The following is a 13,903-nucleotide window of genomic DNA, read 5'->3' on the forward strand; positions in this document are numbered from 1 at the left end:
TCGGCCCGCTCCCGCGTGGTCAGTCGTCGGCCCGGGTGCCCGTCACCTTCAGGTGACGGACGCGGCCCGCGTTGTCGAAGGATCCGAAGCCCACCCGGCCCGAGGCGAAGACCGGATCGGTGGCCGTGATCAGCGGGTTGCGGCTGCCGTCCAGGTAGACGGCGGTCTCACCGGTGTCGGCGCAGTGGGTGAGCCGCACCTTGTGCCATCCGTCGTCCTTGATCGCCGGAGGTGCGCCGTAGGTTCCGTTCCACTGGTCGTCGATGCGCAGCCGGTCGGCGTCGTTGACGGTGAACAGACCGTTGTGCGGGTAGATGGTGTTGTCGCTCGACAGGTGTGCGTACTGGAACCGGGTGTCCGACTGATAGTCCCAGATGAGGATGACGTCACGGTTGGTGATCTCGACGGGGGTGTCGATCCGCACCTCCGCCTCGACGGTGACGGAGGAGTAGCGCGGGCCCGCGGTCAGGACGGCGTACTCGAAGGGGCGGCGCGGTCCCGGGCGGGCGACGCCCGGCTCGGTCATGATCGTCTCCCGTGTGGTGTACGCCCACTTGGCCGGGGTGACCGGCGCCCAGTTGTCGGGCCCCGTGGTGTGGGTGGTGGGGGTGTTGCCCACCTCGCAGTCGGCGAAGGTGCGGGTCCCGGTCACCTTCCAGACCTTGCCGTTGGCCTTCGAGACGATGTACAGGCCGCCGCTGCGGTCGGAGCCGAAGCGCAGGTCGACACGCTGGTCACCGGCGAGGTCGCGCATGGTGACCGTCTTCCCGGTGGACTTGTCGAAGAGCATCAGCTGTTCGAGCGGCGCGAGTTCACCTCCGCGGTGCATGTCGCGGGTGTCCGCGGCAAGGATCCGGCCGTCCACGAGGTCACCGAAGATGTACTTTCCGCGCAGCGCCGGCGCGTCCTTGCCGCGGTAGACGGAGCCTCCGGCGATGGCGCGGCCCACATCGGACCGGCAGTTCCAGTCGGGTCCCGGGTCGTGGTCGTAGGCGGCGACCGGATAGGTGTAGCCGTACTGGGCGTCGTCGGCTGGGAGGGGAAGGATGCGGGCGCACGGGTCGGTGGCCTTCTTGTCGAACACGAAGGGGCCCTCGCGCTCGCTCCAGCCGAAGTTGTCACCGGCCTTGACCTCGTACACCGACTCGATGGCGTGCTCGCCGATGTGGCCGAGATACATGCGGTGGCTGCCGCCCGCGTCCCAGCTGAAGCGGTGTGGGTCCCGCATGCCTATGGCGTAGATCTCCCCGAGCGCACCGGGCTCGCCGACGAACGGGTTGGACGCGGGGATGCCGTACCGGCCGTTGGCGCTGTCACGGCCCGCGGGGTCGATCCGCAGAAGTTTGCCGTGCGGGAGCGTCAGGTTCTGCGGCTCGCTGTTGCCGACGCCCTGCCCTCCGTCGCCCACCGCGAGGTAGAGGAGCCCGTAGTCCTCGTCGTGAGGCTTTGCCGTCGGGTTGAAGTCGATCTGCTGAATGCCGTGGACCTGGCCGGTGAAGCCGATGCGCAGCACCTCGCGATGGGTGCCGTGGAAGACGGTCGCGGAGGGGTCGTCGGCGGTCCACTCGGTGATGATGCCGTGATAGGTGAGGGTGCCGGCCTGCCGGTAATCGGGAGTCTCGGTGGCCTGTGAGGCGAGCTCGGTATGGATGGTGTAGAAGCGCCCGTTCGATCCGAACTCCGGGTGGAACGCGGCGTACCCGAAGCCCTGGCCGAGACCGCGGCCCGAGAAGAAGTGCGGGAAAGCCGCCTTGACGTCCAGGTAGGGGTGCGGGGTGCCCCCGGAGGTTCGCGTCGCGGTTCCGGGGTCGGTGAGGTACAGGGTGCCGTTGAGGTCGGGGGTCGCCATCCGGCCTGAGCCGTCGGGGAGTTCATTGATGGTGTTGATCCGGGCGTGGCGCATCAGGCGCGGGTCCGTCGGCGCCGGCACGGGTTCCGACTCGGGGAACTGTGCGAACTCCTGCAGGACGAGACCCGTCCTGGACTGGACGGGCTTCTGCGGAATGGGGTCGGTCAGGGCGGCTGTCGCCGCGGCGGGCTCGTCGGCATGGGAGGGCGCGGCGAGACCGCCCAGGGCGAGGGCCGCGCTGACGGCCACGGCCGCCCAGTGCCTTCGGTATGTACGTCGTGACGCCATGCGGGTCCCTTCGAGCTGGCGTGACAAGTAGGGAAAGGACGATCCGGGGACGAGACAGGTCAGTAGCCCCGCGTCATGCGCCGGTACTCCGCCGCCACCGCTCCGGCCGGCACCGGGCGGTCCAGGAACAGGAGGTCGTCCATGCGGCAGTCACAGGCGTTGTTCTCCCGGGTGTTCTGGGGGAAGCTGCCGCCGATCTTGATGCCGCGGGGATCGGTGGGCGAGGCGCGGTGGGGCGCCGGCGTGGTGGCGAGTTCCCAGGGGTCGCCCGGCGTGACGTAGAAGCCGTCCAGGGGCTTGCCGTCGCGGTAGAGGGCGAGGGTGCCGTCACGGAAGTCGAACGTCGCGGCCAGGTGGACCCATTCACCGCGGGGCAGCAGTTCTTCCCAGGGTGCGGCGGCGGCGAAAGTCTGGGAGGCGCCGCTGTCCAGGCGTCTTCCCAGCGCGACCAGTTTCAACTCACCGTTGACCTGGATGAGTTCGAGCAGTGCACGCACCGCGTGACCGTCGGAGGTTCCGGAGAGTACGCCGGCCAGCCCGATCGCGTTGTAGCGGTCGCTCGGGTAGGCCGTGTTGGAGTTGAGGGCGGGATTGTCGCCCGTCATCTTGAACCAGCCCATGACGGTGGCGCCACGGGCACTGCGGAAGGCGTCGAGGGACGACATGCCCTCGGCGTCCCAGGCCCCGGCCTTCCAGTCGTCGTTGCCCGCAGTGACCGGGTTCTGCTGGCGCACCTGCAGGGCGGGCGAAGCGCCCGGGTAAGCCTCGTCGGTCACGCGCATCGCGGAACCGCCGTTGATCAGGCTGAGCGCGGTGCCGGAGCGTCCGATGTCGCGCTCGCGACCGGGGTCGGCGGGGTCCGGGTGCCCGAAGTCGTACGCCGCCACGGCCTGGGCTCGCAGCGGAGTGTGGAGGGTTGAGGGGCGGGCCGCCTGGGCCGGAATCGTGGCGGCGGCGAGCGAGGCGGTCGCGGCGAGCGCGGCGACGGCGAGTGAGTAGCGTCTGGTGCGGGGCGGTGTCATACAGCCTCCGAGCGGCAGCGAAGGGGCAGTCGACCGGGGTCTCCCGGGCAACAGAAAGCGCTTTCGTCCGCGTGCAGGGAACATGTAACTCCTTCGCCGCGAGCCTGACAATGGGCGTGTGCTCGCCAATTTCTTGGGCGTCCTTCGGCGGCAGCGCGGACCTCCTCGCGGACAAGGACGCAGTCCGAAAGCGGCCCGTCGGGGCGCAGACGCCCTCGGCTCACGGCGGTCCACGAGCACCTCGCTCCAGGTCCGGGCGGGTACGGCGGTGCATGCAGCAGTCCGGTGGGCGGCCGCGCAGGTGCCGGGTCACCGCCGGGACGGCATCGCCCTGAGGCCTCAAGTCGTCGCGAAAACCCGCCAGTTGCCCGAGGTCTCGACCACGGCCACTCCCTCGCCTGTGACCTCGCACCAGCCCTTACCTGCCATCGCGCCTGCAGAACCCGAGCGGACTGCACGATCGTCACGGGTCCGCGCACGCTGCACCCGGGGGCACCGCCGCAGCGGCGGACGGACTCCCCCTCCGTCGCCACGACGGCGACCGCCACTGCCTCCCCCCGGAGTCCCCCTGCGGCAGCTCGATGGGGATACCCAGGGGCTTCCCCCAGGGGACAGCTGGGGGTTACCCCCCAGCAAAGTCGGGGATCAACCCGGTCGCTCGGACGACGCCCGGTCCGTAGGTTCCGGGGTGGAATCGAAACATCGTTCCACCCAGCCTACGGAGGCCCTTCGTGACCGCCCCTTCGCGTCCGCAGACGCGCACTCCTCATCCGCTCGTCGCGGCCTTCGTGCGGTTCGTCGTGTGCGGTGGCGGTGTCGGGCTGGCGTCCAGCGGGGTACTCGTACTGCTCAACGACCGGATCCCGATGGCTGTCGCCAACGCGCTGGTCACCGTCGTCTCCACGGTCATCGCCACCGAATTGCACGGGCGGATCTCCTTCCGCAGCGGGCGGAAGGGGTGGGGCGTCCATCTTCAGTCCGGGGTGACCGTCGCCGTGAGCTACGCGTTCACGACAGGGGCACTGTTCTGCCTGTACGCCGTCCGGTCCGAGCCCTCGGCCCTGGTCGAGCAGACGGTCTATCTGTCGGCGTCCGCCCTGGCGGGGATCGGACGGTTCGCGCTACTGCGGGTTGTCGTCTTCGCGGACCGGGCCCCCGCGCCAGACGCCTCGCTCAGCAAGGCTGCGGTGGCGATGGCTGCTTGAGGTCGCCGCCTTCCGGGAATCGTGGCGTGCGTCGCTGCGCAATTGGCTCCCGGCCCGCGGCCTTCGCTGCTTCCTCGGCCTCGTTCCCGTCGGCGTCAGTGCCGCCGCCTGCCGCCCCTGCCCCTGCCGCTTGCGCCCGGTCGGCGCCGCTGATGGCTGCGACCGAGATGCGCGGCCGGCCGCCGACGGGCCTGCTCGGCGACCGTCCTCAGATCCGCCAGACCCGCCTGGTCGGGGTGACCGGATGCGAGAGCGGCCTCAAGAGCCTTATGGGCAGAGAGTTCCTGGCCTCCCAGGATTTCGAGCAAGCCTTCGGGGCCCGCTGTCTCCAGGAGCTGGAGCAGACTCTCGGCGACCATGACGAGGCTCTCGGGCTCGTTGAGGTCCTCGGCACCGAGTACCTCCCGGCGCACCAGCACACTCAGGGCAGTGGGGCCGAGGAGCGGGTCGCCGCGCAGGCCGCGCAGCAGGGCCTCGCCGTCCGGGTACGCGTCGACGAGTGCGTCCAGCATGGCTTCGGCGCGGGTACGGAACGGGGTCGCGCGCACCGCGTCGGTCAGCTTCCGCAGCGCCTCGGCAGAGCTCTCCTGGGCGGCGACCCAGGCAGCGAGTTCGGTGCGGGCGGCGTCCGGGTCGTAGTGCTCGGCGATGACACCGAGGAGCCCGGCGGCGGGGGCGTGGGCGAGTTCGCCGACGCGCGGGGCATCACGCCCCTCGGCGAGCAGCCGACGGCGTACGGAGTCATGGCCGAGGGCGGTGAGCCGGATCAACTCGACTGGTCCGTCGGTCAGTTCCGCCCGCTGCTCCCTGCTCCGCTCTGCGGCATCCTCGCTCTCCCCGTGTCCACCGGCGACGACGCCGAAGAGCTCGGCGAGCTCCGGCGGCATCCCGGCGGGCGGCAGCACGGACTCCTCGAGCGGTATGTCGAGGAAGACCGGGTCGGCCATGCCCTCGTGCCGCTTGATCGCGCCGAGGTCCTCCAGCACGTCCAATGCGGTGCGCAGATCACGGTCCGCGTGTCCGAGTTCCATCTGCCAGGCGTAGTGCCCGGTCAGTTCGTACTCGGCGCGGTAGCGCAGGTGCAGCGAGTCGCGCAGCCGGGGCCAGGGCATGGCGTGCGGCAGGCTGTAGAGGGTGTTGAGAACATCCGGCACGGTGTCCTCGAAGCTGACGAAGAGCATCGACCCGATGTGTCGGCCGCCGCGGGAGCCCAGGAGTGGCACGCGCAGCTCGGAGAAGGTCTCGAAGGCGTGCCGCCACAGCGCGAGCGGGTCCTCGAGCAGGGGCTGCGCCTTGGCGACCGCGTACAGCCGCCCCTTGACCACTCGTACCAGCCGGGCCTTCTTCGCCCATTCGACCACGAGCCCGAGCCGCGGCAGCTGCGTGGAGGAGCGCACCTTGTCCACCGCGTCGCCTGTCCCCAGCTCGGCGACGAGGGCGCGCGCGTCCGCCATTCGCAGGTTGCCCGTGGCGGTGAGCGCGCGCCCCTCAGGGCCCGCCCAGTCGGCGATCCCTCGGAGCCACCGCAGCGCTCGGGACGTCTCGGCGCGTGCACGCAGCTCCTTCTCCGCGGGCAGCAGGACCGGCAGCTGCGGTTCGGCGCGTGTCACGGCTGCCGGGCCGCGCGTCAGGTGGTTGCGCAACACCTCGTCCAGTACGTCCTGGTCGTACGGCACCTCGCCCTGCTGAGCCTGCTCCACGAAGCACTCGAGCGCCGCCGGATCCTGGACATCGACCCCCTGCTCGGCTGCGGTGACTGCCCAGAACTTCGCCATTCCCCAGCGGCCGCGGTCAGCCATGGCGGGTGCGTACTTCGGTGCGAGGGTCTCGATCGCAGCAAGGTTGTCGGCCGACGAGGCCCCGCGCGGGTCGCTGAGGCCCATCGCATCGAGGTAGCGCAGCAGGGCTGCGAGCGTGCCGGGCGCATCCACCGGCTCTTCGCCGGGCAGCACGGTGGCCGTGCGCGGCAGCCAGTCCAGCAGATACTCCTCGATGTGTCGGGGTTCCCACAGCCCAAGCCGCCCGTCGCAGGTACCTCGGTGGCGATAATCGAGCGCAGTCTCGACGACGAACGGGTCCACGCTCTCGCCCCGCTCGCGGGCCCACTGACTCATCCGGCGGGTCAGCAGCGAACACGCTGCCTCGTATTCCGCGGTCTCCTCGGGCGCGAAGAACGTCCTCATCACACCAGCCCTGCCTGTCCTGTCGTACGGCCGGCGTCCCACAGCATGCCGGCGGCCCCGGGCCCGGTGGAGATCGCGGTTCCGCGGGACCAGGCGTCACTATTGAACCGTAACCGGTCTGCCGGTGGCCGCAGATGCTGACAGGGTGGAGGAGATGATTCTGCACTGTCGGCAACGCGTCCCCGTTGGGTTCAGGGCGCTGCGAAAAGTGCGGGAAGCGGGAGCGAGGACTGGGCCCCAGGTGAGAATGCGCCGCCGGGCGATGGCGCCCCACGGGTCGCAGCGGTCGGTGGGTCCCGGCGACCGGAACGGCGTCGGGCGGCGAGCGCGTGCTCGCCGTGTCGATTCCGCTCTTCGCCGCCGCCTCCTCGCACCGTGCGACGGCAACCGGCGCACCATACGCCGCGCCGGGGCTGCGGATGCCATGTCTCGGTGCACGGCCATCTGTGAGCTCGACCCGCGGCCCGTACGGTGCCCGGGTCGTACGCGGACCAACCGGTCGGTGAAGGTGTTACCGAAGTCGCCGTACGGGTCGGCGCGTTGACCGTCTGCCGACCGGAAACGGCTACGACGCGCGCGCCGGATCCCCCACACCATTGGTACGCCGATGGAGAGACTCCCGACACCCGACGTCTACCCATGAGTAACTCCCGCTGATTTGATGTGGGTTGCTCGATCCACCCCCCATCAGCAGAAGCAGGAGACCCCGTGCCGCTCACCGCGCTCCGTCGCACCTCCGGCGTGACTCTGTCCGCCGCGCTCGTCGCCGTCACGCTGGCCGCACATGCTCCTCAGGCATCGGCCGCCGACACCCCGTCGCTGAGGGTTCTCACCTACAACACGTTCCTGATGAGCAAGAACCTGTACCCGAACTGGGGTCAGGACCACCGGGCGACGGAGATAACGAGGGCATCGTTCTTCCAGGGCAACGACGTCGTGGTGCTCCAGGAGGCGTTCGACAACTCCGCCTCGGACGCGCTGGCACAGAACGCGTCCGCCCAGTACCCGTACCGGACACCGGTGGTGGGCCGGAGCAAGAGCGGCTGGGACGCCACGGGCGGTGCCTACTCGGCCGCCACTCCGGAGGACGGCGGCGTCACCGTACTGAGCAAGTGGCCGATCGTCCGCAAGGAGCAGTTCATCTACAAGGACGCCTGCGGCAGCGACTGGTGGTCCAACAAGGGCTTCGTCTATGCCGAACTGAACGTCAACGGCACGACGGTGCATGTGGTGGGAACCCACGCGCAGTCGACCGACTCCGGATGCGGGACGGGCGAGCCGGCGCAGATACGCAGCCGGCAGTTCAAGCAGATCGACGCCTTCCTCGACGCCAAGAACATTCCCGCGTCCGAACAGGTCATCGTGGCGGGCGACATGAACGTCGACTCCCGCTCCCCCGAGTACGCATCGATGCTCGCCGATGCCGGACTTGCCGGAGCCGATGCCCGCACCGGGCACGCGTACTCCTTCGACACCCAGGACAACTCGATCGCCTCGTACCGCTACCCCGACGACCCCCGCGAGGATCTCGACTACGTCCTCCACCGGGCCGGGCACGCAAAGCCGTCCGGGTGGACCAACGAGGTGGTCAAGGAGCAGAGCGCGCCCTGGACCGTCTCCAGCTGGGGCACGGACTACACGTACACGAATCTCTCCGACCACTACCCGCTGATCGGCTCCGTCGGCTAGCGGGACCGTGTCAACCGGCCGGCCTCGGAATCATCCGCGTCATACGTCGTGCCGACCGGTGCCGCCTCGACCGCAGCCACGGTGTGGGGGTGCGCCACGAAGTGGGGGTGTGCCGTCTGTGGCTGCGGGAACGGCTGTCGTCGGCAGGCCGGTCGAGGGGACGCGGCCTGCGGTTCTTCGCCCGGTGGGTCTTGTTCGGGTGCTGGTCGCCCGGGACTTGCTGGGCGACCGTGGTGCTTCGTCGGGCCGGATCAGTAGGCCGAGTTGACGTTGTCGATCGAGCCGTAGCGGTGCGCGGCGTAGTTGGCGGAGGCCGTGATGTTGGCGACCGGGTCGTAGATGTTCGTCGAGGTGCCGGCGACGTGGTACGCGTTGAAGGTGGGGTCGATGACCTGCATCAGGCCCTTGGACGGGATGCCCTTCATGGCGTTGGAGTCCCAGTTGTTGATGGCGTTGGGGTTGCCGGAGGACTCGCGCATCAGGTTCTTGTGGATGCCCTCGTAGGTGGCCGGGATGCCCTGCTTGTGCAGAATCTCCAGCGACTGCTTGATCCAGGTGTCGACGTTGCCGCCGGACTGGGCGGGGGCGGGGGCGGGGGTGGCGGCCGAGGCGGCCGGGGCGCTGACGACGGTGCCGGCCATGACGGCGGCGCCGGCTGCGACCATGCCCAGCGAGATCTTCTTGGTCTTGGTCATGCGGGCGAACTTCGTGGGCATCGCGGTGATCTGCACGTGGTAATTCCTGTTCTGTCGGGGGGTGATGCCAAGAATTGTTAATCGGAAGGGAATCCCGGGTCAATGACCGCCTCTTACTACTGCGATTAGTACCAAGTGCAGAAAATGATTGAAGAAGGGCCTTTACGGCCGGGGGAGCGGGCCTCGATGGTCTACTATTCGGCTTCAGAGTGACGCCCGTCATATGGCCCACCCCACACGGCAAATGCCTCAAATCGGTACAAGAGTGACGCAGGTCATGTGGCCTGCGTCATATCGAGGGCGTTCAATTCACTCACCGTAATGCAATAAAAGCACTCTGCATTCATGGCGAGGTGGTGGAATACCGGCGCTCGTCGGCGGGGAATCCTGGCCGGTGATTGAGGATCGATGGCCGGGGCCTGACGTCTGCCGACGGTATGTACCGGGGCTGATTCAGCGCGGCACGGCCGCGGGAATGCGCCGACTACGGGGCGTGGCTCCCGCCGACGGTCGTGAGGCATGGGCGAATGGACCTCGGCACGCTGATCAGCGGGCGGGATCCTCCCCCGCCGCCTGCGGATCGGCGCCCCGGCGGGGTGGCCTGGCCTCACGCTGCGGGCAGTGGACGACCGCCCACGAACGACACCTGGTGCGCCGGCCCGGAAGGATCAACGGAATGGACCGGCCACACGCCAGGGCGTGGGGAGTGTGTATTCCCATCCGGGCTGCCACGGGGAGAAGGCTTCGACGAGCGCTTGCCAGTGGGCGCCGGTGAGCAGACAGTCCAACGCCCAGCGGTTGGCGGAGTGCGCGATCACGAGGACTCGGGTTCCGTCCCGGTCGGCAGCGAGGTCACCCAGGAAATCATCGGTGGCGGCCTGGACGTCGCGATAGCTCTGGCCGCCGGGGAAAGGGTCATCGATGTGCCGGGCCCGCTGGGCCTCGACGAGGGTCACCGGCCGGCCGTTGAGCTCTCCATAGTTGCATTCACGCAGGCGGGGGTCCTGGTGGATGGGCAGCGAGGTGTCGGCGAAGGCGATCTGCGCGGTCTCCACGGCGCGGTCCAGATCGGAGGTGAAGACTGCGACGATGCCGTCGTCGCGGCGGCGGCGGCCGAGTTCGCGGGCCTGTAGCCGGCCGGTCGCCGAGAGTGTGCCCGGCAGCCAGCCGGTGGCGATCCCCGCCTCGTTGTCGGCGGTGGTGGCGTGGGTCTCGTACACGATCTCGATGGACATGCGCGGACTCCTTCGGGATCAAGCGCCTCGGCGAGGGGGCGTCCGTCGGATCGGGGGACTTCTCCGTCTCCAGCAGGCCGCACAACGCCCTTGGCAGATAATCGCGTAGCGGGGCGGGAGACTGCACGACCGGCGCTCCACCCCGACCATGTCCCGGACCTGCGTCACCCCGAAGGAACCTCTCCATGGGCCACGCCCTCCCGCCGTTCCACCTCCTGCCCGGTGCACCCGCGTCACCGGTCCTGCTGCACGTACCGCACTCGGCACGTGTCGTCCCCGATCACGTACGCGCCGGGATCAAGCTGGACGACGAGGCTCTGGATCTCGAACTCGACCACATCACGGACTCCCACACGGCCGAGTTGGCCGCCGAGGCGGCTAAGGCAGCGCCTCTCACGCCGTGGCGATTCGTCAACGGTCTGTCGCGACTCGTCATCGATCCCGAACGGTTCCCCGACGAACGCGAGGAGATGCTGGCCGTCGGCATGGGCGCGGTCTACACGCAGACCACGCACCGCGAGCCGCTTCGCTCACCGGACGTTGATCCGCAGCCGTTGATCGACCGCTACTTCCACCCGTACGCGGCAGCAATGACGGCCGCCGTCGACGAACGCCTGGCGGCCACCGGACGCGCGGTCGTCATCGACGTCCACTCCTATCCGTCGGCTCCGCTTCCCTACGAACTCCACGGCACCGGACCACGCCCACCGATCTGCCTCGGCACCGACGCCTTCCACACACCGCCGGACCTGCTGGCCCAGGCCGAGGAGGCGTTCGTCAGGTTCGGGGGCACGGGCATCAACAGTCCCTTCGCCGGTACGTACGTACCGCTGAAGCATTACGGCGTGGACCCGCGTGTCAGCGCGCTGATGATCGAAATCCGCCGGGACGTGTACATGCCCGAGCCGGGAGGCCCCGCCCACCCCACCGAATCGACCGCGCTGGCGTCGGCGCTGGCCGCCCTGGTCGGCGCGCTGTCCGGTGCGAGCGAACAGGATGCACGGGTGTGACATCCGCCCATGCTTTTCACTGCAACACTGCCGCCTCGCGGGCCCCTGTGCGGGACCAGACAATGGTGACCAGGGCGGCAGCTCCGTGCCGGTCCCCTCGAGGAGGTAGCGATGCGTCTGACCAATCTCGTCGGGGAGTCGGCCGAACACGTCAGCGCCCGCGAGGAGCTGCGCCTGGCCGAGATCGAGCTGATGCGCCACCGCGAACGCGTCGCTGACCTGCGCCGCCGGCTGCCGCTGGGGCCCGTCGTCGACGACTACGCGTTCGAGGAAGGCCCCGCGGATCTCCACGCGGACGATGTGCCGGTGCAGACCGTACGACTGAGCGAGCTGTTCACCCAGCCCGGGCGCGACCTCGTCGTCTATCACTTCATGTACGGCAAGCAGCAGACCCAGCCTTGTCCCATGTGCACGATGTGGATCGACGGGTTCAACGGAATCGCCCACCACGTCGCGCAGAACGTCGACTTCGCGATTGTGGCCGCAGCCGACCTGCCCACACTCCGCGCGCACGCACGGGACCGGCACTGGGAGAACCTGCGGCTGCTCAGTGCCGGGGCCGGCACCTTCAAATACGACCTCGGCAGCGAGGACGCCGAGGGCAACCAGGACTCGACGGTGTCGGTGTTCACCCGCGACAGCAACGGCTCGGTACACCACTTCTACTCGGCACACCCCCGGATGTCCGACGCCATCGACCAACGCGGCATCGACCTGCTCAGCCCGGTATGGCACATCCTCGACCTCACCCGCCGAGGCCGGGACAACTGGTTCGCAGAACTGAGCTACTAGCCGGAAGCACGTAAGTGCCCGGCCGCCTTGGATCAGCGCGCGGCATCAGATGCGGTGCATCGCAAGACGGAGGGACGTCCTCATACTGGACGTATGCGGGCGTCCCGACAACGCGGCGAGGCGCCGTAGCTGTCGTCGCGCGCCCGCCAGGGATTACGGGACAGCCCTTAGCCAGGCGTCCTTGTCGATTCGGTGGAGGTTGTGCTGCCGAGGCTCCGGCGGTGCGTCCGCCAACCCTGGTCGGTCTCGACGACGGTGAAGTCCCAGATCGCTGAGCTGAGACTTCGTACACGAGTGGTTGGCGGCCTCAAGACCGGATCAGATGCTGGACGACGTCGTCGCCAAAGACTGGAACCAGGCGCCGTGGGAAAACGGCTCCGGCGGGCCGACCTCCATGCCGAGTTCGGCGGCCGCCAAGGCGTAGTCCCCCTCGTCCAGGGGGAGGGCGAGCAGCTCGTGGAGTTCGCCCACGAGGCGCGCGACCAGTTGGGGGTCGGTGGTGGCGGCGTAGTCGGCGACGGCGGCGTCGTGGTCGGGGAATTCGTCGACGATGTCCTGCGAGAACCAGCCGCCGAGCAGCTGCGCGGTCTCCGGGAAGCGCGCGTGCCACTCCCAGTGCGTCTGGGGGGACGACGGTTCCGGGACGTCGCCCTCCTCGATGCTCTTCTTCAGATGGTCTGCCAGCACCATCAGCCAGCCACCGATCTCCGACTGCGGCTTTCCGTTGTCCGGGATCGCGTAGAACTCGCCCAGCTCCTGCCGGATGCGGCCCGGAGGGTTGCGGCTGTACTCACGCAGCTGGCGCTCCGCCTCCGCGATGGCCGAGGGGCGGGTGTGCCAGGTGTGACGGAGGTACGCGTCCAGCGCACGACTGCGCCGCTCCGGGGTGTCGTCGGCCGGCTGCCCCAGGTACGCGCGCATCACCTGGTCCAGCTCGCCGTACCGGCGGTCGTGTTCGAGGGGCTTCATGGACATGTGCGTGCGACCCCTACAGATAGAACGGGACGGTCGTGTGGACGACGAAGCCGTGCGGTCTCGACGGCTCGCGGCGCAGCACCACGCGCGCCGCGCGGACGTCGACGGGCCCCCGACCGGCCAGCAGCTCGGCCTCCAGCTGAACTCGGCCCACGGGCTCCTCGCGGGAGGGCCAGGCGGCCTCGACGGTGAGGCGGGCCCGGGTGTTCTGGGCGAGCCAGCGGTGGATGGCCAGCTCGTTGGCGGTCACCACCTGCTGGGTGGCCCACTGGGCGGTCTCCAGGTCGGGATAGGAAGCGGAACGGGTCAGCACGGGGGCATCCTCTCAAATCCACCTGTTCGGGAGCTGCGCTCATTTGGATCGGCAGCCGGACTCCCAGCCGGATCAGTAGTCGGAGAAGTTCCAGAACAGGCCGACCTCGGTGTCCGTGACGACGACCAGGCCGTAGTCCTCCGTGTAAACGCTCAGCGGGCTGTACCCCCAGTTCGGCGTCGTGAAGTCGAGCGTTCCGGTCACATGGCCGGGCCTGTTGACGTTGGTGTGATAAGTGGCCTCGTCCCCGTAACGCCCGAGGATCGTGCGCGCCATCGCCCGCAGCTCCGCCTCGCTCTCCGTGAAGCGCTCCAAGTTGGACAGGGTGCAGCAGTCGTCCGTGAGGGCCAGCAGCAGGTTCTCGGCGCTGGCCCGGTCGATCTCGTGGAGGCGCTGCGACACGTACTCCGGAGGGTGGACGGCGAACGGATATGTGGGGAATCCCTCTCGCTCCGGGCTCTGCGCCGCGTCGTCGAGACCGGCCCAGCCCCGGGGGTCCGGGACGGCCCGGGCCATCACCGCGAGGACATCGAGGACCCAGTCCTCGTGGCGACGCGGGCCGGTGGCGTCGTACGGGTACGCGTCCTCGAATAGGTAGCGTACTGCGGCTTCCCAGGAGGTCTGGTCGACGGACATGTGGTGCTGGC

Annotated in this window: 12 protein-coding genes; 4 read left to right on the forward strand and 8 right to left on the reverse strand. The window is 69.1% G+C overall.

Going from position 1 to position 13,903, the window contains the following annotated elements; genetic code table 11:
• Window positions 1-19 precede the first annotated feature (19 nt).
• Together OHA88_RS11220 and OHA88_RS11225 are read right to left on the reverse strand one after the other, a co-directional pair.
• Window positions 20-2,137 (reverse strand): PQQ-dependent sugar dehydrogenase, encoded by a 2,118-nt coding sequence (locus OHA88_RS11220; protein ID WP_328625367.1) that lies wholly within the window; start codon window positions 2,135-2,137, stop codon window positions 20-22.
• 59 nt (window positions 2,138-2,196) lie between these two features.
• Window positions 2,197-3,159 carry a hypothetical protein gene (locus OHA88_RS11225; protein ID WP_328625368.1) on the reverse strand — a complete coding sequence of 321 codons (963 nt, stop codon included), beginning with the start codon at window positions 3,157-3,159 and terminating at the stop codon, window positions 2,197-2,199.
• 731 nt (window positions 3,160-3,890) lie between these two features.
• On the opposite strand from OHA88_RS11225, the gene OHA88_RS11230 reads away from it, so the two are divergent.
• The gene (locus OHA88_RS11230) at window positions 3,891-4,364 is read left to right on the forward strand and encodes a hypothetical protein (RefSeq protein WP_328625369.1); all 474 of its coding nucleotides are present in this window, start codon (window positions 3,891-3,893) and stop codon (window positions 4,362-4,364) included.
• Window positions 4,365-4,459: 95 nt separating this feature from the next.
• Here OHA88_RS11230 and OHA88_RS11235 read toward each other — a convergent pair whose 3' ends face one another.
• A complete protein-coding gene (locus OHA88_RS11235; RefSeq protein WP_328625370.1) occupies window positions 4,460-6,547 on the reverse strand; it encodes a hypothetical protein in 2,088 nt (695 codons plus the stop codon).
• Window positions 6,548-7,255: 708 nt separating this feature from the next.
• Between OHA88_RS11235 and sph the strand changes: the two genes are divergently transcribed.
• Window positions 7,256-8,236, forward strand: a complete 981-nt coding sequence (sph, locus tag OHA88_RS11240; RefSeq protein ID WP_328625371.1) for a sphingomyelin phosphodiesterase — start codon at window positions 7,256-7,258, stop codon at window positions 8,234-8,236.
• Between the two features lie 251 nt (window positions 8,237-8,487).
• Here sph and OHA88_RS11245 read toward each other — a convergent pair whose 3' ends face one another.
• Both OHA88_RS11245 and OHA88_RS11250 read right to left on the reverse strand, forming a co-directional pair.
• The gene (locus OHA88_RS11245; RefSeq protein ID WP_443044363.1) at window positions 8,488-8,952 is read right to left on the reverse strand and encodes a transglycosylase SLT domain-containing protein; all 465 of its coding nucleotides are present in this window, start codon (window positions 8,950-8,952) and stop codon (window positions 8,488-8,490) included.
• A 647-nt stretch (window positions 8,953-9,599) separates the two neighbouring features.
• Window positions 9,600-10,166, reverse strand: a complete 567-nt coding sequence (locus OHA88_RS11250; RefSeq protein WP_328625372.1) for a histidine phosphatase family protein — start codon at window positions 10,164-10,166, stop codon at window positions 9,600-9,602.
• Between the two features lie 185 nt (window positions 10,167-10,351).
• On the opposite strand from OHA88_RS11250, the gene OHA88_RS11255 reads away from it, so the two are divergent.
• Together OHA88_RS11255 and OHA88_RS11260 are read left to right on the forward strand one after the other, a co-directional pair.
• On the forward strand, window positions 10,352-11,176 hold the full coding sequence (locus tag OHA88_RS11255; RefSeq protein ID WP_328625373.1) for an N-formylglutamate amidohydrolase: 825 nt from the start codon (window positions 10,352-10,354) through the stop codon (window positions 11,174-11,176).
• Window positions 11,177-11,287: 111 nt separating this feature from the next.
• A complete protein-coding gene (locus OHA88_RS11260; RefSeq protein WP_328625374.1) occupies window positions 11,288-11,968 on the forward strand; it encodes a DUF899 family protein in 681 nt (226 codons plus the stop codon).
• Between the two features lie 318 nt (window positions 11,969-12,286).
• On the opposite strand, the gene OHA88_RS11265 is transcribed toward OHA88_RS11260, so the two are convergent.
• From OHA88_RS11265 to OHA88_RS11275, 3 genes are all read right to left on the reverse strand, one after another.
• Entirely contained in the window at window positions 12,287-12,943 is a 657-nt protein-coding gene (locus OHA88_RS11265; RefSeq protein ID WP_328625375.1) for a contact-dependent growth inhibition system immunity protein, read from the reverse strand.
• 13 nt (window positions 12,944-12,956) lie between these two features.
• Window positions 12,957-13,256 (reverse strand): RNase A-like domain-containing protein, encoded by a 300-nt coding sequence (locus OHA88_RS11270; protein WP_328625376.1) that lies wholly within the window; start codon window positions 13,254-13,256, stop codon window positions 12,957-12,959.
• 72 nt (window positions 13,257-13,328) lie between these two features.
• Window positions 13,329-13,892 (reverse strand): hypothetical protein, encoded by a 564-nt coding sequence (locus tag OHA88_RS11275; RefSeq protein ID WP_328625377.1) that lies wholly within the window; start codon window positions 13,890-13,892, stop codon window positions 13,329-13,331.
• Window positions 13,893-13,903 lie beyond the last annotated feature (11 nt).

Origin of the sequence: Streptomyces sp. NBC_00353, from assembly GCF_036108815.1 — a bacterium.
In the GTDB taxonomy this organism is placed as follows: domain Bacteria; phylum Actinomycetota; class Actinomycetes; order Streptomycetales; family Streptomycetaceae; genus Streptomyces.